The sequence below is a fragment of the Brevundimonas sp. genome (assembly GCF_036963785.1).
GTDB lineage: Bacteria > Pseudomonadota > Alphaproteobacteria > Caulobacterales > Caulobacteraceae > Brevundimonas.
In genome coordinates this window covers 579,471-604,927 of sequence record NZ_JBALUS010000002.1, presented here as the reverse complement: position 1 = coordinate 604,927, position 25,457 = coordinate 579,471, and the positions used below count along the sequence as shown (strand labels likewise).

The window sequence follows — 25,457 nt, the reverse complement described above, 5'->3', positions numbered from 1 at the left end:
GCGCGCGAACTCTAGCGCAGGCTGGCGCAGAAGCGCTGAATGCGCTCGCACGCCGCTTCCAGCACGCTTTCCGAGGTCGCATAGCTGATGCGGAAATAGGGGCTGAGGCCAAAGGCCGAGCCCTGCACCACGGCCACCCCCTCGGCGTCCAGCAGGGCGCTGGCGAAGGTGTCGTCGCTGTCGATCACCGTCCCGTCCGGCGTCGCCTTGCCGATCAGCCCGTCGATCGAGGGATAGACGTAGAAGGCCCCCTCGGGCGTGGCGCAGCGGATGCCATGGGCCTGGTTCAGCATGGACACCACCAGATCGCGGCGCGCCTCGAACGCCTTGCCGCGCTCGCCGATGAAATCCTGCGGTCCGTTCAGCGCCTCGACCGCCGCCCACTGGCTGATCGACGACGGGTTCGACGTCGTCTGCCCGGCCACCTTGCGCATCAGATCGATCAGCGCCTTGGGTCCGCCGGCATAGCCGATGCGCCAGCCGGTCATGGCATAGGCCTTGGACACGCCGTTGACCGTCAGGGTGCGGTCATAGAGGTCGGGCGCCACCTGGGCGATCGTCACATAGTCGAAGTCGCCATAGATCAGGTGCTCGTACATGTCGTCGGTCAGCACCCAGACGTGCGGGTGGCGACGCAGCACTTCGGCCAGGGCCTCGAGTTCGGCGGTGGTATAGGCCGCGCCGGTCGGGTTCGAGGGGCTGTTGAGGATCAGCCATCTCGTGCGGGGCGTGATCGCCGCCTCCAGCACCTCGGGCCGCAGCTTGAAGCCATCGGCTTCCTCGCCCACGACCTGCACCGGCTCGCCGCCGGCCAGCAGCACCATGTCGGGATAGCTGACCCAGTAGGGCGCTGGCACGATCACCTCGTCGCCCGGCGACAGCGTGGCCAGCAGGGCGTTGTAGATCACCGCCTTGCCGCCGCCCGCCACATGAATCTGGTTGGTCGCATAGGTCAGGCCGTTCTCACGCGCGAACTTGGCGACCACGGCAGCCTTCAGCTCGGGCATGCCGTCGGCGTCGGTATATTTGGTCTCGCCCCGGCGGATGGCGGCGATGGCCGCTTCCTTGATGTTGTCGGGGGTGTCGAAATCCGGCTCGCCCGCGCCCAGCCCGATCACATCGCGTCCCGCCGCCTTGAGCGCGCGCGCCTGGGCGGTGACGGCCAGCGTCGCCGACGGCTTCACGCGGGCAAGGGCCTTGGACTGCAGCTCGGACATGGACAGGGACTCGCAGACGGGGAGGGGAGAGGCCGTTATTCGCGGCACAGGCTGTTTACGGGGCGTCGCCCGCCGGTGCAAATGGGGGCGGCACTTGGGCCAAGGCAGGGGCGACCCCGGGTATGATCCGCCGCATCCTCGACTTCGTTTTGAATATGGAGGCGGCCCGGTGGCGGGCGGCGCTGGCCACGGCGGTGCTGCTGGGCGCGGTGGTCGCCCTGTTGCTGGTCGGCAAGGCGGCGCTGGGGCTGGAGGCCGAGCACAGGCTTGAGGCCTGGTTACAGGGCTATGCCGGCGGTCCATGGGCGTTTGTGGCCACTGTCATCCTGTTCGTGGGTGCAGCCTTCATCGGCGCGCCGCAGTTCCTGCTGATCGCGGCCTGTGTGGTGGCCTTCGGTCCGTCGCTGGGCTTCTGGTACAGCTGGGCCGCGACCGTGGTCTCTGCCGGGGTGACCTACTGGCTGGGGCGCGGCCCGACCGCCCGGCTGCTGGATCGCTGGGGCGGCAAGACCGCCGCGCGGCTGAAGGGTTTTGTCGGGCGCAACGCCTTCTACGCCAGCTTCATGATCCGCAATGTGCCCTCGGCCCCGTTCATCGTCGTCAATATGGCGTTCGGGGCGGCCCGGGCCGGGTTTGTGCCCTTCCTCGCCGGCTGTGCGCTGGGCGTGCTGCCCAAGACGGCGCTGGTGGCCTTCTTCGGCGGGGCAGTGGCTGTGGCGGTCAGCGGCGACGGCACCTGGACCAGCCTGATCCTCGCAGGCGTGGCGGTCGTCTGGCTGGGGTTGATGCTGGGCGTGCGCGAGTGGGTCAAGCGCCGCGAAGCAAAACGCAACTGATGTAGTTGCAATATGGAGCCGTCCGTCTATCTGACCGTTGGTCCTGCATAGACAAAGGAGACATCATGACCCTGACGGCCTTCATTTCCGCCGGCGCCTGCGCCATGGCCACCCATTCCGCGCTCGAGGAAGCCGGTCTCGACTATGAGATGCAGCTGATCGATCTGAAGAAGGGCGAGCAGAAGACACCCGAATATCTGGCCATCAATCCGGCCGGTGTGACCCCGGCGCTGAAGACCGATCAGGGCGTCCTCACCCAGAATGCCGCCATCCTCGCCTGGGTGGCCGAGACCAATCCTGACAAGAAGCTGGCCCCGGTCGGCGACGCCTTCGCCATGGCCCGCTTCCATGCCTTCAACGGCTGGCTGGCCTCCAGCCTGCACCCGGCGATCGGCAAGGTGCTGTTCAGCCGTCCGCCGCTGGAGGGCGAGGCGAAAGACCAGGCCGTCGAACAGGCGCTGGCCAAATATGATCTGGCCGAACAGCAGATCGAAGGGGATTGGGTGTTCGGCGACAGCTGGACCCTGGCCGACAACTATCTGTCCGTGTTCAGCCGCTGGGCGCGTCAGGCAAAGCTGCTGGACGCGGGCCGCTATCCGAAGCTGAACGCCCATCTGGACCGCGTCCAGGCGCGTCCCGCCATCCAGCGCATGCTCAAGGCCGAGGGCCTGGAACCGGTCGCCGCCTGACCACACCCTCGTGATACGCCGGGCCGATTCAGGGCTTGTAATCCCTGTCCCATAAGGGCAAACGGGCCACGGTCGGCTCGGCGATATCGATCAGGACGGCCCGTGCGTGGGGATGCGCGTCGGGGCGGGGCGTCGTCGCAGCGGACAAAAGCGCTGACCGCCCCAAAAAGGCCCAAACCGGAACGGTATCCCACCCCTATGCATCTCTTCGGCATGATCTCGAACGACATCGCCATCGACCTCGGCACGGCCAACACCCTGATCTATATGAAGGGCAAGGGCATCGTTCTGAACGAGCCTTCGGTCGTCGCGCTCCGGAACGTCGGTGGACGGAAGATCGTCCACGCCGTCGGTATCGAGGCCAAACAGATGCTGGGCCGCACGCCCGGTCACATGGAAGCCATCCGTCCCATGCGTGACGGGGTCATCGCCGACTTCGAAGTCGCCGAAGAGATGATCAAGCACTTCATCCGCAAGGTGCATAATCGCAAGGGCTTCGTGAACCCCAAGGTCATCGTCTGCGTGCCGTCGGGCGCCACGGCGGTCGAGCGCCGCGCCATCAACGATTCGTGTCTGAACGCTTCGGCCCGTCGTGTCGGCCTGATCGACGAGCCCATGGCCGCCGCGATCGGCGCCGGCCTGCCGATCCATGAGCCGACCGGCTCCATGGTCGTCGACATCGGCGGCGGCACCACCGAGGTGGCGGTGCTGTCCCTGTCGGGCATCGTCTATTCGCGCAGCGTGCGCGTTGGCGGCGACAAGATGGACGAGGCGATCATCAGCTACATGCGCCGCAATCATAACCTTCTGATCGGCGAGACCACCGCCGAGCGCATCAAGAAGGACATCGGCACCGCCCGTATCCCGGCCGACGGCGAAGGCCTGTCGATCGAGGTCAAGGGCCGTGACCTGATGCAGGGCGTGCCCCGCGAAGTGAAGATGAGCGAGCGCCAGGCCGCCGAGGCGCTGACCGAGCCGGTCAGCCAGATCATCGACGCCGTCAAGGTCGCGCTGGAAGCCACCCCGCCCGAACTGGCCGCCGACATCGCCGACAAGGGCATCATGCTGACCGGCGGCGGCGCCCTGCTGCGCGGCCTGGACGCCGAGATCCGCGACCATACCGGCCTGCCGGTCTCGGTCGCCGACGATCCGCTGTCCTGCGTCGCCATCGGCTGCGGCCGGGTGCTGGAGCATCCGCGCTGGATGAAGGGCGTGCTGGAAAGCTCGCTTTAAGGCCTGTCTCGCGCCCCGCAGACATCAGCGGTTTTCAAGCCCCGGTGATTCTGCGATAGCCTGACTTCGTGGGCAGATTCGCCCGCCGGTCCCTGCGTGGGCCGGTTGACTCCAACCCTCTGATGCAAGGGTCGCCGTGGCGTTTCGCGACGGACCGTTCGAGAACCTCAAGGTGCCGCTGATCTGGACGGCGGGCCTGACTGTGCTCGTGGTGCTGGTGGTGTCGGTCTTCCTGCTGCTCAGCCAGCGGCGCGGTGATCCCGACAGCCAGAATGCCATCCGGGGCGCCGGCGATCAGGTCTCGGGCGGGGTTGGGGGCGTGCTTGCCGCGCCCGTCCGCTGGGTCGGTGCCGCCAGCGACTATGTCGGCGACTATTTCTTCGCCGTGTCCGAGAATCGCCGCCTCAAGGAACAGGTCGCCGAGCTTCAGGCCGTGGCCGACGCCAACATCGCCCTGCAGAACATCAACACCCGCTATGAAGCCATGCTGGGCATCCGGGTCGAGCCGCCCGTGGATATGACCACCGCCCGGTCGATCTCGGAGTCGCGCGGCCCCTTCGCCCGCTCGCGATTGATCGACGTCGGCACAGGCCAGGGCGTCCGCATCGGCAACCCGGTCATCAATGAGCACGGCCTGGTCGGCCGGGTGGTCGGCACCTCGCCTCGTGTCAGCCGCGTACTGTTGGTCACCGATGTTTCCAGCCGCATCCCGGTGCTCGTCGACCGCACCGACGCCCGCGCCATGCTGACCGGTGACGGCAGCGGCAATCCGCGACTGGAATATGTGCGCGGCACCGACTCGGTCGAGGTCGGCGATCGCGTCCTGACCTCGGGCGACGGCGGCGGCATTCCCCGGGGCGTCCCGATCGGCGTCGTGGCACGCGGCATCGACGGCTCCTGGCGGGTCAAGCTGTTCAGCGACCGGGGCGCCATCGACTTCGTCAAGGTGCTCAAGTTCGAGGACTTCGGTCAGCTGGTCGATCCCGAGACCCTGAACGCCCCGCCGCTGGCCGCGCTCGGCACCGCCCCCGTGCCCCCGGCGCCCGGGACGGCTGAACCCACGACGCCGGCCCCCGCGGCCCAGCCCCAGCCCCAGCCCGGCGGTGCAAGCGAGTGAGACGTCCGGTCGCCGTTCGCGTCGTCGGACCTTTGCAGTGGATCGTCTATCCTTCCCTGCTGGCGATTCTGGCCACCCTGATCCTGGCGACGCCCGTTGCCCTGTTCGGCCTCAGCCTGCCGGAGCCCATCATCCCCATGGTGCTGGCCTTTGCCTGGCCCCTGATCCGGCCCTCAATCACCGCGCCCTTGATGCTGTTCGTCCTCGGCCTGTTTCTGGACCTGCTCTGGTATACGCCGCTGGGCCTGTGGGGGCTGGTGCTGCTGTGCGTCTACGCGGCCATTCTGGTGTCGCGGAACTTCCTGATGGGTCAGGAAACCCGCGTCCTGTTCGTCTGGTACACGGTGGCCGCCCTCGGGGCCTTCTTTCTGGCCTATGTCATCGTTACAATCGTGGCCGGGCGGGCGCCGAGCCTTCTGGCCCTTCTGGGACAGATCGTACCGACGCTTCTGATCTTTCCGCTGGCGGATCGCCTGATCCAGCGGTTTGACGATGGCGATGTGCGGTTTCGATGAGCGAACCCTCGATTTTCTTTTCGGACGTCAATGAGCGGCAGGGCTCCTTCCTGCGGCGCACCTTTGTGCTGGGGGGGCTGACCGCGCTGGGCGTGCTGGGCCTCACTGCGCGCCTCGGCCAGCTGCAGGTCGTCCAGGCCCAGGAATACACGACGCTTGCCACCGCCAACCAGTTCAACTTCCGACTGGTGCCGCCGCCGCGCGGCATCATCCGCGACCGGGACGGCGGCGTCATCGCCGGCAACCGGCCCAGTTTCCGCGTGCTGGTCGTGCGCGACGAGACCAAGGATCTGGATCAGACGCTCGATCTGCTGGGCCGCCTTATCCCCGACACGCTCGAGCGCCGCCGCGGTATCATCCGCGACGTCAACGCCGCCCCGCGCTTCTCGCCCGTACCGGTCAAGAGCGATCTGACCTGGGAAGAGTTCGCCAGGGTCAACCTCTACGCCAACGAACTGCCCGGCGTCATGGCCGACATGCACGAGACCCGATACTACCCGCACGGAGGCTCGTTCGCCCACGTCGTCGGCTATGTGGCCAAGGTCTCGGATCGCGACATCAAGGCCGTGCGCGACAAGGGCGAGGAGCCCTCGGCCCTGCTGTTCAATCCCGGTTTCCGCATCGGCCGTCAGGGCGTCGAGGCGGCCCTCGACGACCAACTGCGCGGCGAGGCCGGCGGCCAGCGGGTCGAGGTCGACGCCCGCGGCCGCGTGGTCGGTGAGGATCCCGAGAATTCCCGCCCCGCCGTTCCGGGCAAGGAGGTCGTCCTCACCCTCGATGCCGACATCCAGAACCGCGCGCTCGAGGTGTTCGGCGAGGAGTCCGGCGGTTGCGTCGTCATGGACGTGCGCAACGGCGACATCCTGGCCATGGTGTCGTCGCCCTCGTTCGACCCCAATCTGTTCGTCTCGGGCGTGCCCAGCGACGTCTATCGCGCCTGGGCCGACTATGAGCGCCGCCCCCTGCTGGACAAGGCTATTTACGGCACCTTCCCGCCGGGCTCGACCTTCAAGATGACGACGGCCCTGGCCTTCCTCGACGCCGGCATTGACCCCAGCGAGCGGGTCGTCTGTACGGGCGGCTATCGCTTCGGCTCCCGGACCTTCCGCTGCTGGAAGGCGGGGGGGCATGGCGCGATGGACATGCACAACGCCATCAAGAACTCCTGCGACACCTATTTCTATCATTTTTGCAATCGCGCCGGCGTCGACCGGATCGCGCGGGTCGCCGAGGACCTGGGCTTCGGCCACACCTATGAGATCGGCATCGCCGGTCAGTCCGATGGCATCGTGCCCTCGCAGAAATGGAAGCGCGAATACACCGAGGCCACGAGCTGGGACGATGATCCCACCTGGTACCCCGGCGAGACCCTGTCGGTCGCGATCGGGCAGGGGGCCCTGTCGGTCAGCGCCCTGCAACTGGCGGTGATGACCTCGCGGCTCGCCAACGGGCGCAAGGCCGTCCAGCCGCGCCTGATCAGGTCGGTTGACGGCAAGCCTTATGCCGAGGCCAAATTTCCGGATCTGCCGTTCAGTGACGAGCACCTGGATATCGTGCGCGCCGGCATGGCGGCGGTTGCCAATGATCGAACCGGCACCGCCTACCGCGCGTCCCAGTTGGGGTTGGGCGACATCCTGATGGCGGGCAAGACCGGCACCGCGCAGTCGCGCGACTACAAGCCCGGGGAGTCGCGCGGGCCTCGCAACGCGGTCTGGAGCTATCGCGACCACGCGCTGTTCGTCGCCTTCGCACCGCACGATGCGCCGCGCTATGCTATCGCGCTGATCATCCAGCACGCACCGGCAGGCGGCGCGGCCGACGCGGCGCCCAAGGCGCGCGAGGTCATGAGAGTGGCCTTGCTCAAGGATCCCGACATGCGCGCCCGGATCGAGCGGCCGCTGCCGCCCGAGCCCGAGGCAGGACCGGTGATCGACGAGGGTGCGGCCCCGCCGCCGCCGACCGCCGCCGAACCGGGATCCGCCGCCGCCGCCGAAACTGTGCCGGTCACGCCGGATCCGCCCGCGCCACAGGATCTCGCGGGCCCTCAACCCTACATTCCGGATCCTCAATGACCGCCTCGGCCCTGACCCGTCCCGGCGAGCGCGACCGGCTGAGCGTCAAGATCGCCCAGATCGACTGGCGACTGCTGCTGTTGCTGTGCGCCATCGCCGGCATGGGCGCGGCCATGCTCTATTCCGTGGCCCAGGGCTCGTGGGAGCCGTGGGCCGCCAAACATCTGATCCGGTTCGGCATCTGTCTGGCAATCATGCTGGTCCTGTCGATGGTGAACCTGAAATGGTGGTTCCATCTGGCCTATCCCGCCTATTTCGGCTCGCTGCTGCTGCTTGCCGCCATCGAGATTCCGGGCCTGGGCTATACGGCCATGGGGGCGACCCGCTGGCTGGACCTCGGCGTCACCCGCATCCAGCCGTCCGAGCTGATGAAGATCGCGCTCGTTCTGGCGCTGGCCCGCTGGTACCACGGCGCCACCGCCCAGGAGGCCCGCTTTCACTGGAAGCTGATCTATCCGGCCCTGATGATCGGGGCGCCCTTTGCCCTGGTCGCGCACCAGCCCGACCTCGGCAGTGCCCTGCTGCTCGGGATGACCGGGGCGGCCATCATGTTCGCGGCCGGCCTCAGCTGGAAGATCATTGTGGTGGCGGGCGGCGCGGTTGTGGCCGGTGTCTGGCCCTTCATCCAGTTCGTCATGCACGACTATCAGCGCGAACGGGTGCTGACCTTCCTCAACCCCGAGGCCGACCCTTCGGGTGAGGGCTATCAGATCATGCAGTCCAAGATCGCCATGGGCTCCGGCGGTCTGCTGGGCAAGGGCTATGGTCTCGGCAGCCAGAGCCAGCTGGAATTCCTGCCCGAACGCCACACTGACTTCATCTTCGCGGCCGTGTCCGAGGAGTTCGGGTTTGTCGGATCGTTCGGCATGTTGCTCTGCTATCTCGGCGTGATCCTGATCTCGCTGCGGATCGCCTCGCTGTCGCACAGCCATTTCGGCAGGCTCGCCACCGCCGGGGTGATTGCCACCTTCGCCCTCTATGTTCTGATCAACGGGGCCATGGTCATGGGGCTGGCCCCGGTCGTGGGTGTGCCCATGCCGTTGATGTCAAACGGCGGCACCGTCATGCTGACGGTCATGATCGGCTTTGGCCTCATCATGTCGACGCGCGTGCACCGCTATGTCGAACTGCCCAAGGGCAACGGCCTGTTCTGATCAGTCCGGCAGGCCCGCCGCCCAGTCGGTAGCGCGCACCAGGCTGTCGACAATGCCGGGCTCGGTCGAGGCGTGGCCGGCGTCGCCGATCACCTCCAGCCGGGCTTCGGGCCAGGCGCGGTGCAGGGCCCAGGCCCCCGACATCGGGGTCACCACATCGAACCGGCCTTGGGCGATCCACGCCGGGATAAGGCGGATGCGATCGATCTTCTTCAGTAGCCAGCCGTCTTCGGGCAGGAAGCCGCCATTGCGGAAATAGTGGTTCTCGATCCGGGCGAAGGCGATGGCGAACTCGGCTTCGGCAAATTTGTCGGGGCGGGAATCCGGCCCGCGCACGCTGACGGTCTCGCCCTCCCAGCTGGACCAGGCGACCGCGCATTCAGCCTTGGCGGCTTCATCATCGCCAATCAGGCGCTTTTCGTACGCGGCCATCAGGTCGTCGCGTTCGGCTTCCGGAATGGGCGCCAGGAAGCGCTCCCAGGCGTCGGGGAAGATCATCGAGGCGCCGTCCTGATAGAACCAGTGCAACTCCTTCTTCGTCAGCAGGAAGATGCCGCGCAGGACCAGCGCCTTGACCCGTTCGGGGTGGGTCACCGCATAGGCCAGCGACAGGGTCGAACCCCACGACCCGCCGAACACCACCCATTTGTCGACGCCGCACCGCTCGCGCAGCCGCTCGATATCCTCGATCACGGTCCAGGTGGTATTGTTCTCCAGCGAGGCATAGGGCCGCGACTGGCCACAACCGCGCTGGTCAAACATGATGATCCGATAGGCGGACGGGTCGAAATAGCGCCGCATGCCGGGACTGGTGGCGCCGCCCGGCCCGCCGTGAAGCACAAGCACCGGCTTGCCCTGCGGATTGCCGCTTTCCTCGAAATAGATCTCATGCCCGTCCGGCGTCTTCATCCTGCCACTGGCAAAGGCCTCGATCTCGGGGAACAGGTCGCGGCGGTCGCCCTCGGGCTTCGGAAATGACATCGGTACTCGCTCTACAATTCAGGACAGGTCGGAAGGGCGCAGACGGAACGCCCCGAAGGCAAACAGGAGCCAGGCCGCGACCATCAGCAGGCCCCCGATCGGTGCCACCGCGCCCATAATGCTCAGCCCGGCCATGCCGACCAGCGTCAGGGCCAGGGCGAAGACGGCGCCGCCGACCACTGCCAGCCATCCGGCCCAGCGAATGGCGGCGCTGTGTTGGGCCAGCGTGGCGGCCACGACGGCCAGCAAGGCATGGATGAGACCGTAGTGGGCCCCGGTGGTCAGCAGCGTCTTGACCTGCGGGCCCGCTCCATGGGCCGCGAACGCGCCCAGCAGGACGCAGAGTGCACCGAGGCCACACGCCGTCACCGCCAGATTGCGACTCACTGTCATATGGCCACGCTAGCCCACGGAATCGCCGGAGTCTGCTATCGGATCAGCCATGCAGCCGTCCGTCCGCCTTGCCCTTCACTATGTGTTGCTCTTCGGCGTCACCGGGGTCAGCCTGCCGTTCGCCGGGCTGTGGCTGAAAAGTCTGGGGCTGGACGGGGCCGAGATCGGCACCCTGCTGGCCGTGCCCATGCTGGCGCGCTTCCTGACCGGGCCGATGATCGCCGTATGGGCCGATGGCTTCGCCACCCGCCGGGCCCCGATCGCCATCCTCGGTTGGGTCGCTGTCGCCGGCTATGGCGCCGCCGCCCTCGTCGAGGGATACGTCCTCTGGACCCTGTGCTGGTTCGTGGCCGCGACCGCGACCTCGGCCATCATCCCCCTGATCGATGTGTTGAGCCTGCGCATCGCCCGGCGCGAGCGCTTTTCCTTTTCGGTGCCGCGCGGCTTTGGCTCGGCGGCCTTCGTGCTGGCGAATCTGGCCATGGGGGCGCTGCTGACCCGGTTGCCGGTCGATGCCGTCATCGTCTGGATCGTGGCGGGCAGCGCCTTGATGGCCCTCTATGCCCGGTTCGGCCTGCCGGCCGATGCCGTCAGCGCCGCCGGCCGCGCCTCGGGACGCAACCGGTTTCTGGGGCTGGGACGCCTGCTGGCCGACCCGGTGTTCATGACGGCCCTGCTCGCCATCGGCGCGGTGCAGGCCAGCCACGGTTTCTATTACGGCTTTTCCGCGATCCTCTGGACGCAGCAGGGCCTGTCGACCGGCCTCGTCGGCGCCCTCTGGGCAGGGTCGGTGATCATCGAGATCGGCTTCATGTGGTGGCTTGATCCCTGGCGACGGCGCCTGGGCATCGGCCCCTGGCCCATGCTGGCAGTCGGCGTCGGGGCGGGCGTCCTGCGCTGGACGGCGCTGGCCTTCAGCCCGCCGCTGGCCCTGCTGTGGCCGCTTCAGGCCCTGCATGCCCTGACTTTTGCCGCCACCTATCTGGCCGGGGTCGAAATCGTTGAGCGCCTGGCGCCCGAAGACGCCCAGACCGCCGCCCAGACCCTGTCCTCGACGGTGTCCGCAGGCGTCCTGATCGGCATCGCGACCGTCCTGTCGGGTCCGCTCTACGACAGCTATGGCGCTGGCGGCTATCTGGCGATGGCGGGCATGGCGGCGCTGGGCGGGCTGGCCGCTCTCAGCCTTCGCAGACGGCTGGGCCGGGGCTCAGGCCGCGCGGGGGCGGGGCAGGGGTGACAGGTGCCGCGCCATGGCCTCGGCTGCCAGGCGCACGGCACGGGTGATCGCCGATCCGTCCCCGTCCGGAACCCGCAGCAGGCCGACCAGCGGCGCCTCAGGTCCATCCGGGAGCGAGCACAGCACCCGGTACAATAGATAGTTGCCCGGATCGGTCACCGTATCCGAAGACAGCCGGGCCGAAAGGCCGGCTTCGGACAGGGACTGGGCCATCTCGAGCGCGGGGGCGGTGGCGCGGGCTACACCTGGCCCTGTCGGCACCAGTCGCGCCTTGCCGTTCAGCACACGGTTCTCCGCGCGCGTCTGGATCAGAAAGTCTCGGGGGCCGTCCGCCCGCCCCACCAACAGCGCCGCCCGACAGGCGGGATCGCGCAGGCGTTCCATCAGGGTTCGGGCCAGGGATTCCGGGGCCTGGGCCTCGACTGAGATCAGGCGCGCGCCCGGCGGCGTCCAGTCGTTGTCCGCATCCGAGCCGTCGGCGCCCCAGTCCAGGTCCGGCTCATAGGCGCAGAGCATAAGCCCGGGTCGCAAATCCGGCTGGGCATCGGCGGGCGTGTCGAGCATGGACCTGAGAGTGCTGTGACGAACATATGACGGCGCGCGACCGTGTCGTTATCGGGGCCGGATCGTCAACCCCAAAACAGGAATGTAACGCCGGTTTCCCCTGTCAGGAGAGATCGCCGACCGCCGCATCCAGCAGCAGGAACGCCCGGCCACCGTCCGAGGCCAGACGGTTCAGAACCGCCGGTCCATCGCCGCCGGCGGCATGGTCTTTGACGATGCGCGACCACGTCCGGACATAGGCCTCGGCGTCGGACTTCAGCTCCGGATCGCTCAGCACCCGACGCGAGACGCTACGCACGGCCGCAGGGGCCACGCGGCGTACGATCTGGCGTGCGGTGACGGCATCCCGGCTGACGAAGGCCTCTGCCGCCTCCTCGATGCGCGAGCGGGGCAGCAGGGCATTGGGATCCACTCCCATACGCCGGATCGACGCCAGCATCCGCTCGTTCAGGGCCTCGGTGTCGGCGGGCGGCATGACCGGCGTGTCCAGGTCCATCGGCCCATCGTCGGGGGCATCGCCCATCAGATCCTTCCAGCCCATCCCCTCGTCGGCGGGGCGGGACCGGGGCCCCTCACTTCGGTTGCGCAGGCCGAACCCGCGCCCGTCCGGCTCGGTCCGGGGACGGCGCAGGGCCGGGGTCTCCGGTTCCGCTAGGGGCGGCATCTCGGGCGTGGCGCGTCGTCCGCGCCCGCTGTCGCCGGACACCACGCCCATCAGGCGCACCGCCTCGGTCAGCATCTCATAGTTGCGCTTGACCCGCTCCTGGAAGCCGGCGTCCAGCGCCTCGGTGTCATCCGCCGCCTTGCGCGAGGCTTCCGTCAGGGCCGCGAGCCCTTCCTCGACCGCCGACCGCACGGCATCGACCCGCTCGCGCGCCTGTTCCGGCAGGTCGGCGGCGCGCTGGTCCAGCTCGCTGATCGAGTCATCGACCCTTTGCAGGGCCGCATTCATGCGCTCGATCGTGGCCTCAAGCCGTTGCAGCGCCCGGTCCCCGGCTTCATCGACCAGATCGGCGGTGTGGGTAACCACCTTGCGCGCCCCGTCAATGCGCGCCTCTGCGGCGGCTTCGGCCTTCTGCGAGGCTTCGAACACGGCCTCGCCCAGCCGGTCGGCGCGGCGCTGGGCTTCTTCGGTCGCCTCGGCGGCGGCCCTGCGGCTTTCCTCGGCGGTGGCCTTGAGCACCTCCAGCGCCTTGCGGCTTTCTTCCAGCAAGCTGTCGCGCGCATCGGCCGACAGGGCCTCGAACCGGTCCAGCGAGACCTTGGTGGCGCTGTCGAAATTGTCGGCCTCGCGCTGGGACATTTCGATCAGGGCGCGGAACTGATCCGCGGCCGCCTCGACCAGATCACGCAGGGCGTCGGTGCCGGTGGTGGTGGTCTCGACCAGTTCGGTGCTGGTCGAGCGCACGACCGACAGCTGTTCCGTCAGCTGCGCCCGCTGGCTCTCGACCTGGGCCGAGAAGTCTTCCTGATCGGTACGCAGCGAATAGGCGGCGGTGACCAAGGCCGCGCGCTGCTGCCCCAGACCTTCCTCGACCGACTGGATCTGTTCGGCGACGCCGGCCCCGGCATTCTCGAGGCGCAGGGTCTGGCGGGCCAGATCATCGGCGGCGGCACGGGCCGCTTCCTGGGCTTCTCCGGCAGCGGCGGCCATGTCGGCGGCGCGGGCGGCCAGCGCCGTCTCGGCCTCGCGCAGCTGGGTCTGGGCCAGATCCGAGGCCTCGACCACCATGCGCGACTGGCGATCGACGACCTCGAGCACCTGCGCCGCCTGACCTTCCAGGGTGCCGCCCAGCGCGGCCATGGCCTCGCGTTCGCCCGACAGGCTCTCGACCAGTCGACGGGCCGTGCGACCGGCGGTCTCGGCAGCCTCGTTCAACAGGCGGCTCTCTTCGGCCAGCGACCGGCGCAACTCGGCCATGTCCTGACGGGCGCGCTCGGCGGCCAGTGCCGCCTGGTCGATATCATTCCTCAGCCCGACCAGAACCTCACCGGTCTTGTGGGCGGCCAGCGCCGTCGGGGCCATCAGGGCCTCTGACAGGCCTCGGGCCCGGCGGGTCTCGGCCGCGATCAGCCGCGACTGGTGCACCGCCCGCGCCAGCAGAAAGGCCAGGCCCGCAGGCGCCAGCGCCACCAGAATATAGAAGGCCAGCCTCAACGGCTCGATGGGCGCGGCCCCGAATCCGGCTTCATAGGCCGCCCAGGCACCGACCCCCCCGGCCCACAGGGCGGCAGCCAGGCCTGCAGTCCAGTAGCCACCGCTGGCGCTGATGTGCTCGGCGGGCACCGTGTCCAGCGCGGCGCGGAGCGGGGCCAGTTCGGAACTTTCGGGCGCATCTTCCGGGGCGTCGGTCGGCACTGCATCACCCTTCGAGACCGGCACCGACAGCGAGGTTTTCGCTTCAGGCTTCGGTTCGGGGCTGGGCGAGGGGGTATCTGCTGCCTCTGCGGCGGCCGCCTGTTCGCTCTGACGCCGCTTGCGCCGCTCGGCCCGAGACTCGGTAGCAGGTTCCGGCTTTGCCTCTTGCGCTGCTTCATCGGGGGCGGTCGCCACTGCGTCGGGCGCGGCCGTGTCTGCACCCTCATCCGGAGCGGTCAGGTTCAGCGGCGGCCGGTGACGGGATTTCATGGACACTCTGCTCGATGCGCGGGCGTCGCACCCCCCGGCGCGACCTCGAACGGCCAGCCTAACGGGTCAGGACGCAGGCGCAAAGCGGTTCAGACGAACGAAGCGTACCGCGGCGGGAGATGGATCAGCAATCCTGCTTGACGGCTGTGCCCACCAGCACGGCGGAGGTCGGCCGCTTCTCGCAATCGGTGACGCGGTGCACTTCCGGTCGGGACGCAGGCTCGGCACGCGATTCCACGCCAAACTGGGCAAGCGCCGCCGCCGCCAGCATGGCGATAAAGCCGATGATCATTTCGATCAGGGCCTGCATCGGCGGCCAATACTCCCCTTCATGCCGCGATACCGCAGCAACACCGCCCCTTCTATGCGCCAATTTCGCCTTCCGGACAATCATCGGCATGCGAAGAATCGCTCCGGATTGACCCGGATCGTGCGATAGGAGACGGAGAGGGCGGTCAATATGGCTGCGGATACCGGTGGGGCATGAGCCAGTTTACAGACGGAGATGACTCCCGCCTGATCCCCGGCTTTCCGCTGATCGACCGGCCGGGAGCCTGCTGGAAGACAGCGACGGCGTCCCGCTTTGCCGTGCTGATGGACAATGAGGCCTATTTCGAAGCGCTGGCCTCGTCCCTGGCCAAGGCCAGAAAATCCATTGTCCTGCTGGGCTGGCAGTTCGATCCGCGCACGCGACTGGATCCCGAGACCCGCCCAGATGACCACCAGGCCCAGATCGGCCATCAGTTGCGGATGCTGGTCAAGACCCGGCCCGACCTGGATGTCCGCCTGCTGATCTGGAACTCACCCCTGCTGATCGCCGCCTCGCAGGGCTTCTATCCCCACCGGGCCCAGGGCTGGTTCCGCAAGCGCATGGTCGAGTTCCGGCTGGATCAGCCCGGACCGCTGGGCGCCTGCCATCATCAGAAGGTGATCGTCATCGACGACGCCGTGGCCTTCACGGGCGGCGGGGACGTTGCCACCGACCGCTGGGACAACACCGAGCATCTGGATGATGATCCCCGGCGCTGCATGCCGTCCGGCCTGATCGCCCCGCCCCGGCACGAGACCATGTGCGTCATGGATGGGGATGCCGCCCGCGCTCTCGGCGACCTGGCCCGTGAACGCTGGTTCCGCGCGACCTGGGAGCGGACCCGGCCTGATGTGGTTGACAATGACCCCTGGCCCGACGGCATTGAGCCGGACCTTGTGGATGTGCCCATCGGTGTGTCGCGTACCGAGCCGCGCTGGGCGGGACGGCAAGAGGTCCGCGAGGTCGAGGCCTTGCACCTGGCCTCAATAGAGTCGGCGAAATCCCTGATCTATTTCGAGAACCAGTATTTCACCTCACCCCGGATCGCCGCGGCCCTGGCCCGGCGTCTGGAAGAGCCTGACGGCCCCGAGGTCGTCCTCATCTCGACCGGCCAGAGCCCCAGCTGGTTCGACCGACTGACGATGGACACGACCCGCTCCGAGGTCCTCTACCGGCTGGAGCAGGCCGACCGACACAACCGCTTCTTCGCCTTCAGTCCGGTGACCGAGGGCGGGCAGCGGCTCATCGTGCATGCCAAGGTCACCGTCATCGACGACCGGGTGCTGCGGATCGGCTCGGCCAATCTGAACAACCGCTCCCTCGGTTTTGATACGGAATGCGACATCGCCGCTGAACCCCTTGATGAGGCCGGGCGGCAGGCGATCCGGCGGCTGCGCCAGACGTCGGTCGCCCATTTCATCGGCGCGCCCATGGATGCCTATCGCGCGGCCGAGGAGGTCACCGGCTCGGTCGGCAAGGCGATCCAGACATTCGGCGGGGACCGTATGCGGGTGCTGGGGGCCAATCCGCCGTCACGGGTCGAGGCCTTCATTGCCGAATGGCAGCTGGGTGATCCGTCCTCGGCCGACGACGCCTGGCGTCCGTGGAAACGCCGCAATCCCACCCAGCGCGCGGATCAGGCGCGGGCGGACGGCAGTTCGAAATCGACGATCAGCGGCAGGTGATCCGAGGCCATCCGCGCCAGGGGTGAGAAGGAGGACCGCACCCCCGTCACCTGCACCTCCGGGCTGACGAAGGCGTGGTCGATGCGGATCGCCGGGAAGCTGGACGGAAACGTCTTGACGGACGGCTTCAGCCCCAGCCGCCGCTGCGCGTCATCCAGCCGTCGGGTCAGGATGCGATAGGGGCGGGTGATCGAGGTCGCGTTGAAGTCTCCGGTCAGTATCGTCGGACCGGTGCAGTCCTTGCGTCCCAGCCAGTCACGCCCGACCAGGGCTGTGGCCTGCCGCTGCTGTTCCCGGGGCACCAGTCCGAAGTGGGTATTCAGGATGTTCAGGTCCTGGCCCCCGACCTCGATCCGAACCCACAGGGCGCCACGGGGCTCCAGGCCGGGAATGCCCGCCACGCTCGGCAGGGCGTCGGTCTTGACCAGCCGCTCGGGCAGATGGGTCAGCACTGCATCGCCGTACAGTTCCGCCTCGACCCGCATGGCCGGATGGAAATGGACCGACATCTCCAGCTTGCGCGCGATCTCGGCGGCCTGATCGACGCCCCCCGTGCGGGCGCGTCCCACGTCCAGTTCCTGCAGGCAGACGATGTCCGGCTCATACTCGGCGAGCACGCCGACGATCCGGTCCAGGTCCAGCTTGCGGTCCATACCGACGCAGCGGTGCACATTGTACGATATCAGGCGGGGCATGCGTGCCTCCTGACAGTCGAACAGGGCCGGGTTCGGTCACCAATCGGGCCGTGAAAAGGCGTCACAGCTCGACCAGTCGATCCGACAACTCATTCGGGTTGTCCGGACCCGGAGGGAAATGGGCGGACAGCGCTTTGCCGGACAAGGCAATCGCCGCCTCGAAGCCCTCGATGGGACGGCCCGCGCGCAGCTCACGGGTCAGGACCGAGGCCACATCTGCCCAGACCTCGGCCGGGACGCGGCTGTGAATGCCCTGGTCGGCGACCACCTCGACCCGGTGTTCGTCCAGCGCACAGAAGATCAGCACCCCGGTGCGGTTGGCCGTCACATGGATGCCGTGCGCCAGAAACTGCTGGATAGCCGCCTTGCGCACCCGGTGCCGCCGGATCGAGGCCGGAGTCATCAGGCGGCGCACGATCGGCAGGCCGTGGATCAGGAACACGACCAGAAAGATCACCACCTGTATCAGCGCATAGGCGCCCAGGGTTTGCGCCATGGTCACCGGCGTCGCCGCCAGCTGCGCGGCCTGCCAGCCGTCGGAAAACCCGGGCAGCCAGGCCGGGCTGAAGCCCAGCGGAATCAGCAGCAGCGGCAGGATCATGGCCGCCGCGGCCGCCCAGGCCAGACCGACCTCGCGATAGGACGACACCCGCCGGGCGATGACGCAGAAGATTTCACCCGAGGTCGCCTGTTCGGCTTCCTCAACGGCGCGGCGGATACGGTCGTGATCAGCAGGGGAAATACGCATCACCAGCCTCCCGAGGCGCCGCCGCCGCCAAAGCTGCCCCCTCCGCCACCAAAGCCGCCGCCACCGAAGCCGCCCCCACCGCCAAAGCCACCGCCTCCGCGGCCACCGCGCGACCGCAGGGCTTCCGAGGCAGCCCAGATCAGGATCGGCGCAATATCCGACCCGCCCCGCCGGCGGCGGCCGCTGGCATTGCTGACGATGCCGATCACGGCGATCAGGATAAAGCCGAACACCAGGGCGATAATGATCAGGGCCCCAACGGGCACCTCGGCCTCGGCCGCCTCAACCTCGGCCGCCCGGGCCCGGGCCTCTTCGGGGTCCAGCCGCAGCTGTTCCTCTATGGCGACCACCCCCTGTTCGATGCCGCGCTCGAACCCGCCGTTCTTGAAGGCCGGGGTGATCTGCTCGTGAATAATCAGGGCCGACAGGGCATCGGTCAGTATGCCCTCCAGCCCATAGCCGACCTCGATGCGGATCTTGCGCTCTTCCAGCGCCACGATCAGCAGCACACCGTTGTCGCCGTCCTTCTGGCCGATCTGCCAGTGACGCCCCAGCTGCGTGCCGTAATCCGCTATGTCATAGCCGTCCAGCGAGCGCACCGTGACCACCACCAGCTGGTCGCTGGTGTCGCGCTCCAGTGCGGCCAGCCGCTGCTCAAGCTCGGTTTCCTTCTCCGCACTCAGCAGATTGGCGCCGTCGACCACCCGTCCGGTCAGCTCGGGAAAGGCTGGCTGCGTCAGCCCCGGCAGCGCCAGCACCAGCCACACCGCCATCGCCATCAGGCCCGAGACAAGGGCCCGCCACGTCAATCGCTGGACGGTCAGGGCGCGGGTCACTGTGCGGGCGCCGCTCCGGTGTTGAACTGCACCTGGGGCGCGGTCTCGGCGCCCGGCGAGGCTGTAAACAGCGGCAGCGGCTCAGACCCCGAATGGAAGGTCGAGGCCCAGATGTTGCCGGGGAAGGTGCGCAATGTCGTGTTGTAGACCCGCGCCGCCTCATTGTAGTCGCGCCGGGCCACTGCGATCCGGTTCTCGGTCCCCTCCAGCTGGCTCTGCAGGGCGATGAAGTTCGCGTTCGACTGGATCTGCGGATACTGCTCGACGACCAGCATCAGCCGCGACAGCGCCTGCGTCAGCTCGCCCTGCGCCGCCTGATAGCGGGCCACGGCCGCCGGATCGGACAGGGCATCGGCGTCCAGCTGGATCGAGGTGGCGCGCGAGCGGGCCTCGATCACCTGGGTCAGGGTCTCGCGCTCGGCGATCGAGGCGCCCTGTACCGTGGCCACCAGATTCGGGATCAGATCGGCCCGCCGCTGGTACTGGGCCTCGACATCAGCCCATTTGGCGCGCGCGGCCTCTTCCTGGGTCGGGATGGTGTTGTAGCCACAGCCCCCCAGGGTCAGGGTCACCGCCGCAACGGCGAGAACGGGCGTGCGCAGGACGGTCATCGGTAGCCCCCTTGGTCGATCCGGCACCCATGCTTCGGCGCCTTCGTCAGTATCGGCCCGGAACGCCTCCGCTTCAAGCGCTCAACTGTGACGGTTCCACACCCGCCGCGCGACAGGCTGCGGCGTAGGTATTGGCCAGCAGGCAGGCGATCGTCATCGGTCCGACGCCGCCCGGCACCGGGGTGATGGCCCCCGCGACCGTGGCCGCCGAGGCATAGTCCACATCGCCGACCACGCGGGTCTTGCCCTCCGCCGCCTTGACCGGATCGGCCGACGGCACCCGGTTGATGCCGACATCTATGACCGTTGCGCCCGGCTTGATCCAGTCGCCGGGAATCATCATCGGCCGGCCCACCGCCGCCACGAGGACGTCGGCCCGGCGGCACACCTCGGCCAGATCCCGCGTCCGCGAGTGGGCAACCGTGACCGTGCAGCTCTCCGCCAGCAACAGCTGCGCCATCGGCTTGCCGACGATGTTCGAGCGTCCGACCACGACTGCGTCCAGCCCCGACAGATCGCCCAGTGTCGCCTTCAGCAGCTTGATGCAGCCCAGCGGCGTGCACGGCACCAGTCCCGGCTGACCGGTCGCCAGCCGCCCGGCATTGATGACGTGAAAGCCGTCGACATCCTTGTCCGGGTCGATTGCCGCCAGTACTGCCGTCTCGCGGATGTGGGCGGGCAGGGGCAGTTGCACCAGAATGCCGTGTACCTCCGGGTTGGCGTTCAGCCGCGCCACCAGATCCAGCAACTGGGCCTCGGTCGTTTCGGCCCCCAGCCTGTGGGTGAAGGAGTTCAGACCCGCGCGCGTGGCCGTCTCGCCCTTGCTCTTCACATAGATGCGGCTGGCCGGGTCCTCGCCGACCAGCAGCGCCGCCAGTCCGGGCACGATCCCGGTATCGGCCTTCAGCCGGGCGGCAGCCTCCGCCACCTGATCGACCAGAGCCGCTGCACGCGCCTTTCCGTCGATGATCCGGGCGGTCGGGGAGGGGGTCGCGGTCATGGCGGGTCCGTTCTGCCGATCCCTCGTCAGGAATCGTTGCGGTCAGGCGATTTACACAGGCCGGGGTTCGGCGTCTATGATCGGGCAAAGCTGTGAAGGGGATACCATGCGCCGATTCCACGGGACCAGATTGATCGGCCTTGCCGGCGCCTCGGTGCTGGCCTTGCTCGCGGCCGGCGGCGCATCGGCCCAGGAGGCCGGAACCCTGACCCTGGGCGAGGGGCTGGATGCCGCGCTTGAGGAAGGCGACGGTGGCGATGACGGCGGCGGCCCTGCGGATGCCTACAGCCTCGCCCTGACCGCCGGTCAGCGGATCGAGGTCGATATGCGCTCGGACGACTTCGACGCCTATCTGGAGCTTTACGGCCCCGACAGCCCGGACGATGTGGTCGCGGCCGATGACGACAGTTTTGGCGAAGGGACCGACGCCCGCCTCCGCTACACGGCTCCGGCAGACGGCATCTACACGCTTCGCGCCCGCTCCTTCGCCGACGGCGCCCTCGGCACCTACAGCCTGATCGCGCGCGAGCGTCCTGCCGCCCCTGCGGCGCCCGAGCCCGGGACGATCACGCTCGGCCAGAGGGTAGAGGGCGTGATCGACGACGCCGATCCCGTCACGGACGACGATGTCGCCTACGACGCTTACCGCTTTGTCGCCAATGCGGAGGAACGGCTGGTGATCCAGCTCTCCTCCGACGAATTTGACACCTACCTCCAGGTCGGGACGCAATCGGACGGCGGGTTCGAGGAACTGGCGTTCAATGACGACGACGCAGACAGCCTGAACTCGCGGCTGGTGTTCACAGCCCCCGCGCGCGGCGAGTATCTGATCCGGGCCCGTCCGCTCAGCGGCAATGAAACGGGCGCCTACACCCTCTCGCTTCAGCCCGCCCCGCCGCCGCCCGAGGCTGCCCGCCTGACCGTCGGCGACAGTGTCACCGGCAGCATCGACGCCGACACCCCCATCAATGATGACGGCTATCGCGCGCGCCTCTACCGGTTCGACGGGCGCGAGGGGCAACGCATCGACATCCGCCTCGAGGCCGAGGATTTCGACACCTACCTCGTGCTTTATCGTGATGACGGCACACCGCCGACCCGCCTGGACGACAATGACGACAGCGACGGCACCAATTCCCGCCTGACCCGCACGCTTGAGGGCTCTGGCCGGTATCTGATCGAGGTGCGGGGCTTCAGCCAGACGGTCGAGGGCGACTATACGCTGAGCCTCGCCGAGATCGCGCCCGAGCGCCCGCCTGAACCGATCGCTTTCGGCGCCGTCCAGGAAGGCGTCATCGATGATCAGGATCCGCAGGACGGCCAGGACCGCAACTACGATTCCTTCCGCTTCACCGGGGTCGAGGGCAACCGCGTCCAGATCATCGCCCGCTCCGGCGACTTCGACACCTTCCTGCGGATCAGCTCGGCCGAGGGTGAGTTCGAGGCCCTGGCCACGGACGACGACGGGCTGGGCGAAGGTACCGACTCACGCCTGAACTTCACCCTCCCCGAGGACGGCGACTATGTGATCCGCCTATCCCCGCTCAGCGAGGACAATGAGGGCCTGTATTCGCTCGAGCTGATTGACCGGGGCCCCGCCCCCGCGCCGGGCAGTATCCTGGTGGGGGCCACGGCCCGCGGCACCCTGACCGAGACCGATGCCGCCGCCGGCGACGGCAGCTATTTCGACGCCTACCGCATTCACGCCAAGGAGGGCGAAACCCTGGTCATCACCATGGTTTCCAATGCCTTCGACGCCTTTATTATCATTGGCCGTGAAAAGGATGGCGACGACATCGAGGTCCTGGTCAGCGACGACGACGGCCTGTCCGATACCCATGCCCGGCTGGAATGGGAGGTGCCCGACGACGGCGTCTACATCATCCGCGCTGCCAGCTACGGCCAGTCCGAAACCGGCGCCTACGCCCTCAAGGTCGAACGCAAGCCGTAAGGCCCGCGCCCCCTGCTGCGCAGCGGTGGGGTCCAGCCCGCTGTCCCCGTGCCCCCCATCGTGATGGGGGGCTTCATTGCCGTCAGATTACAGGAATGCGCTGGCCTCCGGCATCGCCTTGGACCGTGCCCCAAACCTGCGAGCCGAGCGGGCGGCGGCGTCAGAAAACTGACGCGCCTTGCGCCGGGTCCCTCGGGTCGCGATATTCCGGTCTCACACGGGCACGACCGCCGAGTCGCGCCCCCTATGCAATCAAGAAGGCCTTCATGCGCGATCCGATCGAACTGATGAACATGAACCTCGTGCCCATGGTGGTCGAGCAGTCCAGCCGGGGTGAGCGCGCGTTTGACATCTTCTCGCGCCTGCTGCGGGAGCGCATCATCTTCCTGACCGGCCCGTTCGAGGACGGCATGGCCAGCCTGATCTGCGCCCAGCTGCTGTATCTGGAATCGGAAAACCCGAAGAAGGAAATCAGCATGTACATCAACAGCCCCGGCGGTCAGGTGACCTCGGCGCTCGCGATCTACGACACCATGCAATACATCAAGTCGCCGGTCTCGACCGTGGTCATGGGCATGGCCGCCTCGGCCGGTTCGCTGATCCTGACGGCCGGTGAGGCGGGCCACCGCATTGCCCTGCCGAACGCACGCATCATGGTGCACCAGCCCTCGGGCGGCTTCCGCGGCACGGCGTCGGACATCGAGCGCCACGCCGAAGACATCATCAAGACCAAGCGCCGCCTCAACGAAATCTACGTCCACCATACCGGCCGCACCTATGAGGAAGTCGAAAAGACCCTCGACCGCGACCACTTCATGAGCGCGGACGAGGCCAAGTCCTGGGGCATCGTCGATCATGTCTATGACCGGCGCCAGCAGGCCGATGCGGACGGCATCAAGACCGTCTGACCGGATCCGCTCGGCGGCTCTGGCCCTCGCCGCCAGCGCCGCCGTCGGCGGATGCTATCCCTACGGTCTGACCGGTGCCGACGTTGTGCTGACCGATCAAAGGCTGATGGCATCCGGGTCTCGGCTCGCGCCCGGGCCTGGCCTGGCCGACGTCGGTGAGAGACTGGGGCTGAATGTGACCGAAGAGACGCTAGCCGCGTCCTTCGGGCGGGTGGCACTGACCCGGTTCGAGCATGGAGAGCCCCGGCCCCTGATCGTGTTCTGCGGGGGCAATATGTTCCGTCGGTCGGTCTCGGGTGCCCGGATGGTGGAGGCCCTCGCCCCGCTCGGGGACGTCTGGATATTCGACTATCCCGGTTATGGCGGTTCGGCGGGCGAGGGATCGCCGGCCGAATTCGACGCCATGGCCGCGGTCGTTGCCGAGCGGGTCGATCGAGCCTTTGCCGAAGGACGGCAGGGCGATCTGGCGTTCTGGGGCCATTCGCTCGGCGGTCTGGTCAGCAGCGATGTGGCAGGCCGCAGTCGAATCCAGTCCGATCTGGTGCTGGTCGCAACCTTCCAGAGCTTCGAGGAGGTTATCCGGGCGGGCGCAGCGGCCCGTGCGGGCCCGCTGGCGGTGCTCGTGCGACCCGTTGTCGGCGACGACGTCCCTTCGCTGGACATCGGGCGCTCACTCGCCGGCTATGGCGGTACGGTGATCGTCGTCGCAGCGCGGGATGACGCCGTCGTGCCGTGGCTGGCGTCAGACCGTCTGGAGAAGACCCTTCGGCGGCAGGGCGTGGCGACAAAGCGGATCGACGTCCCCTCCGGCGACCACTCCCGCATTCACGACACGCCAGGCCTGATGGCGCAGATTCAGTCGGCCCTGAGCGCGGCGAACTTCGGTGACTGAACCCCGCACCGTGCTAGGGTGCGCTGATGCAACACACGCGTGATCTCAAGGGTGTCGTCCAGGTAGACGGCGAGGACTACGAATGGGAGGTGCGGCGTCAGCCGCAGCGGACCACCGGCAATGAATGGCAGGGGATCGGGATCGCCCTGAGGCTGAAGGGGGCCCAGCGCGAAGCGATCGTCATGTTTCCCATGATCATGCGGGCCAACGGCATTCCCAATTTCGAGCGCCAGAGGATCAATGTCGAAAGCGTCCGCAATGCGGTGTCTTCGGCGATTGCGGCAGGCTGGAATCCGACCTCGCGCGGCAAGGTGGTGGTCTTCGACGTGGACGCTGACGGCCGCTAGCGGCGATCCGGCCGCTGCTTGAAGCGACGGAAACCGGGATGGGTCGCGCGGGCCAGCATTTCGGCATCGCCCGAGGTGTCGCCATAGGCGGCCTCCAGCACCGCATCGGGGCCATAGGCACGGATCAGCCGCTGGACCTTCTCCTCGCCCCGGCAGTTCTCACCCACGAAGGCTCCGGTGACGCGGCCGTCGGGGTCGAGGGCCAGTTCGGTCCCCAGCAGGGCCTCTGCGCCCAGCCGTCGGGCGAACGGCGCGACCGTCAGCGCCGGCGATGCGGTGACGATGACGCGATGCGCGCCCTTCTTGCCCCAGTCGTGCCAGCAGGCCAGGGCATCGGGTCGCATGAACCGGTCCCAGACCTGATCGGCGAATCGTTCGGCCTCCTCGGACAGCTGCAGGGCTTCGACGCCGTCGAGAAACTGCGCGACCGCGGCCGCCTTGATCCGCCCCCGGTCCCGGTCAACCAGATAGCGCGCGGTGGCCGGTCCCAGGGCAGCCAGTCCCGTCAGCCAGCCGGCGGTTCCCGCCCGCCAGCGCAGGAAGGCCGTGAAACTGTCGGCGGTGGTCAGGGTGCCGTCGAAGTCAAACGCGACAAGCGGGCCGGAGAGGGAAGGGGGCTGGGACAGAACGGGCACTCATCGGGTCTGGCGCGGGGCGGGTCTGATGCCTATGTCAGACCTTCGCCTTGATCACAGGTCAAGCTGAAAACAGGGATACTCCCCAACCCGGATGCCCGGATGGGGTTGTCGCTTCGCCCCGGATAGGGGATTGTCAATTTTTGAAGACCTTCGGACCTATCCTTTCGGAATCAGGTTCGCAGGAAGCGCGAATTCCCCG

25 protein-coding genes are annotated in these 25,457 nt (G+C 67.9%); 13 read left to right on the top strand and 12 right to left on the bottom strand.

The genetic code is table 11. The features are described from left to right. Positions 1 to 11: 11 nt before the first annotated feature. Entirely contained in the window at positions 12 to 1,217 is a 1,206-nt protein-coding gene (locus V7672_RS06645; protein WP_335623800.1) for a pyridoxal phosphate-dependent aminotransferase, read from the bottom strand. Positions 1,218 to 1,339: 122 nt separating this feature from the next. On the opposite strand from V7672_RS06645, the gene V7672_RS06640 reads away from it, so the two are divergent. From V7672_RS06640 to rodA, 7 genes are all read left to right on the top strand, one after another. Then, a complete protein-coding gene (locus tag V7672_RS06640) occupies positions 1,340 to 2,053 on the top strand; it encodes a TVP38/TMEM64 family protein (protein WP_335623799.1) in 714 nt (237 codons plus the stop codon). A gap of 65 nt (positions 2,054 to 2,118) precedes the next feature. After that, positions 2,119 to 2,742 carry a glutathione S-transferase family protein gene (locus tag V7672_RS06635; protein WP_335623798.1) on the top strand — a complete coding sequence of 208 codons (624 nt, stop codon included), beginning with the start codon at positions 2,119 to 2,121 and terminating at the stop codon, positions 2,740 to 2,742. A 198-nt stretch (positions 2,743 to 2,940) separates the two neighbouring features. Continuing rightward, on the top strand, positions 2,941 to 3,975 hold the full coding sequence (locus V7672_RS06630; protein ID WP_123285774.1) for a rod shape-determining protein: 1,035 nt from the start codon (positions 2,941 to 2,943) through the stop codon (positions 3,973 to 3,975). 136 nt (positions 3,976 to 4,111) lie between these two features. Further along, positions 4,112 to 5,092 carry a rod shape-determining protein MreC gene (gene mreC / locus V7672_RS06625; protein ID WP_335623797.1) on the top strand — a complete coding sequence of 327 codons (981 nt, stop codon included), beginning with the start codon at positions 4,112 to 4,114 and terminating at the stop codon, positions 5,090 to 5,092. Then, a complete protein-coding gene (locus V7672_RS06620; RefSeq protein ID WP_335623796.1) occupies positions 5,089 to 5,607 on the top strand; it encodes a hypothetical protein in 519 nt (172 codons plus the stop codon). Before mreC ends, V7672_RS06620 begins: the two co-directional genes overlap by 4 nt. Then, on the top strand, positions 5,604 to 7,679 hold the full coding sequence (gene mrdA, locus V7672_RS06615) for a penicillin-binding protein 2 (protein ID WP_335623795.1): 2,076 nt from the start codon (positions 5,604 to 5,606) through the stop codon (positions 7,677 to 7,679). Before V7672_RS06620 ends, mrdA begins: the two co-directional genes overlap by 4 nt. Continuing rightward, complete coding sequence (gene rodA, locus V7672_RS06610; protein WP_335623794.1) at positions 7,676 to 8,833, top strand: rod shape-determining protein RodA; 1,158 nt, start codon at positions 7,676 to 7,678, stop codon at positions 8,831 to 8,833. Before mrdA ends, rodA begins: the two co-directional genes overlap by 4 nt. Here rodA and pip read toward each other — a convergent pair whose 3' ends face one another. Beyond that, the gene (pip, locus tag V7672_RS06605) at positions 8,834 to 9,814 is read right to left on the bottom strand and encodes a prolyl aminopeptidase (protein WP_335623793.1); all 981 of its coding nucleotides are present in this window, start codon (positions 9,812 to 9,814) and stop codon (positions 8,834 to 8,836) included. 18 nt (positions 9,815 to 9,832) lie between these two features. Beyond that, complete coding sequence (locus V7672_RS06600) at positions 9,833 to 10,207, bottom strand: DUF423 domain-containing protein (RefSeq protein WP_335623792.1); 375 nt, start codon at positions 10,205 to 10,207, stop codon at positions 9,833 to 9,835. A gap of 49 nt (positions 10,208 to 10,256) precedes the next feature. Between V7672_RS06600 and V7672_RS06595 the strand changes: the two genes are divergently transcribed. Then, entirely contained in the window at positions 10,257 to 11,444 is a 1,188-nt protein-coding gene (locus tag V7672_RS06595) for an MFS transporter (protein ID WP_335623791.1), read from the top strand. Here the strand turns inward: V7672_RS06595 and V7672_RS06590 are convergent. From V7672_RS06590 to V7672_RS06580, 3 genes are all read right to left on the bottom strand, one after another. Then, entirely contained in the window at positions 11,415 to 12,008 is a 594-nt protein-coding gene (locus V7672_RS06590) for a hypothetical protein (RefSeq protein ID WP_335623790.1), read from the bottom strand. The genes V7672_RS06595 and V7672_RS06590 overlap by 30 nt on opposite strands. Before the next feature lie 103 nt (positions 12,009 to 12,111). Continuing rightward, positions 12,112 to 14,637, bottom strand: a complete 2,526-nt coding sequence (locus V7672_RS06585) for a tipN (RefSeq protein ID WP_335623789.1) — start codon at positions 14,635 to 14,637, stop codon at positions 12,112 to 12,114. A gap of 124 nt (positions 14,638 to 14,761) precedes the next feature. After that, a complete protein-coding gene (locus V7672_RS06580; RefSeq protein ID WP_335623788.1) occupies positions 14,762 to 15,037 on the bottom strand; it encodes a hypothetical protein in 276 nt (91 codons plus the stop codon). An 83-nt stretch (positions 15,038 to 15,120) separates the two neighbouring features. Between V7672_RS06580 and V7672_RS06575 the strand changes: the two genes are divergently transcribed. Next, on the top strand, positions 15,121 to 16,632 hold the full coding sequence (locus tag V7672_RS06575; protein ID WP_335623787.1) for a phospholipase D-like domain-containing protein: 1,512 nt from the start codon (positions 15,121 to 15,123) through the stop codon (positions 16,630 to 16,632). Here the strand turns inward: V7672_RS06575 and V7672_RS06570 are convergent. The 5 genes from V7672_RS06570 to folD form a co-directional block, all read right to left on the bottom strand. After that, complete coding sequence (locus V7672_RS06570) at positions 16,584 to 17,327, bottom strand: endonuclease/exonuclease/phosphatase family protein (protein ID WP_335623786.1); 744 nt, start codon at positions 17,325 to 17,327, stop codon at positions 16,584 to 16,586. The genes V7672_RS06575 and V7672_RS06570 overlap by 49 nt on opposite strands. A gap of 61 nt (positions 17,328 to 17,388) precedes the next feature. After that, positions 17,389 to 18,075 (bottom strand): TPM domain-containing protein, encoded by a 687-nt coding sequence (locus V7672_RS06565; protein WP_335623785.1) that lies wholly within the window; start codon positions 18,073 to 18,075, stop codon positions 17,389 to 17,391. Next, positions 18,075 to 18,911 carry a TPM domain-containing protein gene (locus tag V7672_RS06560; protein WP_335623784.1) on the bottom strand — a complete coding sequence of 279 codons (837 nt, stop codon included), beginning with the start codon at positions 18,909 to 18,911 and terminating at the stop codon, positions 18,075 to 18,077. Before V7672_RS06560 ends, V7672_RS06565 begins: the two co-directional genes overlap by 1 nt. Beyond that, on the bottom strand, positions 18,908 to 19,522 hold the full coding sequence (locus V7672_RS06555) for a LemA family protein (protein ID WP_335623783.1): 615 nt from the start codon (positions 19,520 to 19,522) through the stop codon (positions 18,908 to 18,910). Before V7672_RS06555 ends, V7672_RS06560 begins: the two co-directional genes overlap by 4 nt. Positions 19,523 to 19,595: 73 nt before the next feature. Continuing rightward, complete coding sequence (gene folD, locus V7672_RS06550) at positions 19,596 to 20,522, bottom strand: bifunctional methylenetetrahydrofolate dehydrogenase/methenyltetrahydrofolate cyclohydrolase FolD (protein WP_335623782.1); 927 nt, start codon at positions 20,520 to 20,522, stop codon at positions 19,596 to 19,598. A 106-nt stretch (positions 20,523 to 20,628) separates the two neighbouring features. On the opposite strand from folD, the gene V7672_RS06545 reads away from it, so the two are divergent. The 4 genes from V7672_RS06545 to V7672_RS06530 all read left to right on the top strand — a co-directional run bounded on the left by V7672_RS06545 (position 20,629) and on the right by V7672_RS06530 (position 24,620). Beyond that, the gene (locus tag V7672_RS06545) at positions 20,629 to 22,473 is read left to right on the top strand and encodes a PPC domain-containing protein (protein ID WP_335623781.1); all 1,845 of its coding nucleotides are present in this window, start codon (positions 20,629 to 20,631) and stop codon (positions 22,471 to 22,473) included. A 266-nt stretch (positions 22,474 to 22,739) separates the two neighbouring features. Then, positions 22,740 to 23,381, top strand: a complete 642-nt coding sequence (locus V7672_RS06540) for an ATP-dependent Clp protease proteolytic subunit (RefSeq protein WP_335623780.1) — start codon at positions 22,740 to 22,742, stop codon at positions 23,379 to 23,381. Further along, positions 23,329 to 24,273: an alpha/beta hydrolase family protein gene (locus V7672_RS06535; protein ID WP_335623779.1), complete on the top strand. Its 945-nt coding sequence runs from the start codon at positions 23,329 to 23,331 to the stop codon at positions 24,271 to 24,273. The genes V7672_RS06540 and V7672_RS06535 overlap by 53 nt, the downstream gene beginning before the upstream one ends. Positions 24,274 to 24,299: 26 nt before the next feature. Further along, positions 24,300 to 24,620 carry a hypothetical protein gene (locus V7672_RS06530; protein ID WP_335623778.1) on the top strand — a complete coding sequence of 107 codons (321 nt, stop codon included), beginning with the start codon at positions 24,300 to 24,302 and terminating at the stop codon, positions 24,618 to 24,620. Here the strand turns inward: V7672_RS06530 and V7672_RS06525 are convergent. Continuing rightward, a complete protein-coding gene (locus V7672_RS06525; RefSeq protein WP_335623777.1) occupies positions 24,617 to 25,255 on the bottom strand; it encodes an HAD-IB family hydrolase in 639 nt (212 codons plus the stop codon). The genes V7672_RS06530 and V7672_RS06525 overlap by 4 nt on opposite strands. Positions 25,256 to 25,457: the final 202 nt, after the last annotated feature.

Excerpts from the sequence above, each read along its gene's own strand:
- V7672_RS06590 (WP_335623790.1), bottom strand. The coding sequence starts at position 12,008 with ATGCTCGACACGCCCGCCGATGCCCAGCCGGATTTGCGACCCGGGCTT.
- V7672_RS06580 (WP_335623788.1), bottom strand. The coding sequence starts at position 15,037 with ATGCCGATGATTGTCCGGAAGGCGAAATTGGCGCATAGAAGGGGCGGT.
- V7672_RS06635 (WP_335623798.1), top strand. The coding sequence starts at position 2,119 with ATGACCCTGACGGCCTTCATTTCCGCCGGCGCCTGCGCCATGGCCACC.
- V7672_RS06630 (WP_123285774.1), top strand. The coding sequence starts at position 2,941 with ATGCATCTCTTCGGCATGATCTCGAACGACATCGCCATCGACCTCGGC.
- V7672_RS06565 (WP_335623785.1), bottom strand. The coding sequence starts at position 18,075 with ATGCGTATTTCCCCTGCTGATCACGACCGTATCCGCCGCGCCGTTGAG.
- V7672_RS06535 (WP_335623779.1), top strand. The coding sequence starts at position 23,329 with ATGTCTATGACCGGCGCCAGCAGGCCGATGCGGACGGCATCAAGACCG.
- rodA (WP_335623794.1), top strand. The coding sequence starts at position 7,676 with ATGACCGCCTCGGCCCTGACCCGTCCCGGCGAGCGCGACCGGCTGAGC.
- mrdA (WP_335623795.1), top strand. The coding sequence starts at position 5,604 with ATGAGCGAACCCTCGATTTTCTTTTCGGACGTCAATGAGCGGCAGGGC.
- V7672_RS06640 (WP_335623799.1), top strand. The coding sequence starts at position 1,340 with ATGATCCGCCGCATCCTCGACTTCGTTTTGAATATGGAGGCGGCCCGG.
- pip (WP_335623793.1), bottom strand. The coding sequence starts at position 9,814 with ATGTCATTTCCGAAGCCCGAGGGCGACCGCCGCGACCTGTTCCCCGAG.
- V7672_RS06545 (WP_335623781.1), top strand. The coding sequence starts at position 20,629 with ATGCGCCGATTCCACGGGACCAGATTGATCGGCCTTGCCGGCGCCTCG.
- V7672_RS06645 (WP_335623800.1), bottom strand. The coding sequence starts at position 1,217 with ATGTCCGAGCTGCAGTCCAAGGCCCTTGCCCGCGTGAAGCCGTCGGCG.
- folD (WP_335623782.1), bottom strand. The coding sequence starts at position 20,522 with ATGACCGCGACCCCCTCCCCGACCGCCCGGATCATCGACGGAAAGGCG.
- V7672_RS06600 (WP_335623792.1), bottom strand. The coding sequence starts at position 10,207 with ATGACAGTGAGTCGCAATCTGGCGGTGACGGCGTGTGGCCTCGGTGCA.
- V7672_RS06540 (WP_335623780.1), top strand. The coding sequence starts at position 22,740 with ATGCGCGATCCGATCGAACTGATGAACATGAACCTCGTGCCCATGGTG.
- V7672_RS06595 (WP_335623791.1), top strand. The coding sequence starts at position 10,257 with ATGCAGCCGTCCGTCCGCCTTGCCCTTCACTATGTGTTGCTCTTCGGC.
- V7672_RS06570 (WP_335623786.1), bottom strand. The coding sequence starts at position 17,327 with ATGCCCCGCCTGATATCGTACAATGTGCACCGCTGCGTCGGTATGGAC.
- V7672_RS06555 (WP_335623783.1), bottom strand. The coding sequence starts at position 19,522 with ATGACCGTCCTGCGCACGCCCGTTCTCGCCGTTGCGGCGGTGACCCTG.
- V7672_RS06575 (WP_335623787.1), top strand. The coding sequence starts at position 15,121 with ATGAGCCAGTTTACAGACGGAGATGACTCCCGCCTGATCCCCGGCTTT.
- V7672_RS06585 (WP_335623789.1), bottom strand. The coding sequence starts at position 14,637 with ATGAAATCCCGTCACCGGCCGCCGCTGAACCTGACCGCTCCGGATGAG.
- V7672_RS06530 (WP_335623778.1), top strand. The coding sequence starts at position 24,300 with ATGCAACACACGCGTGATCTCAAGGGTGTCGTCCAGGTAGACGGCGAG.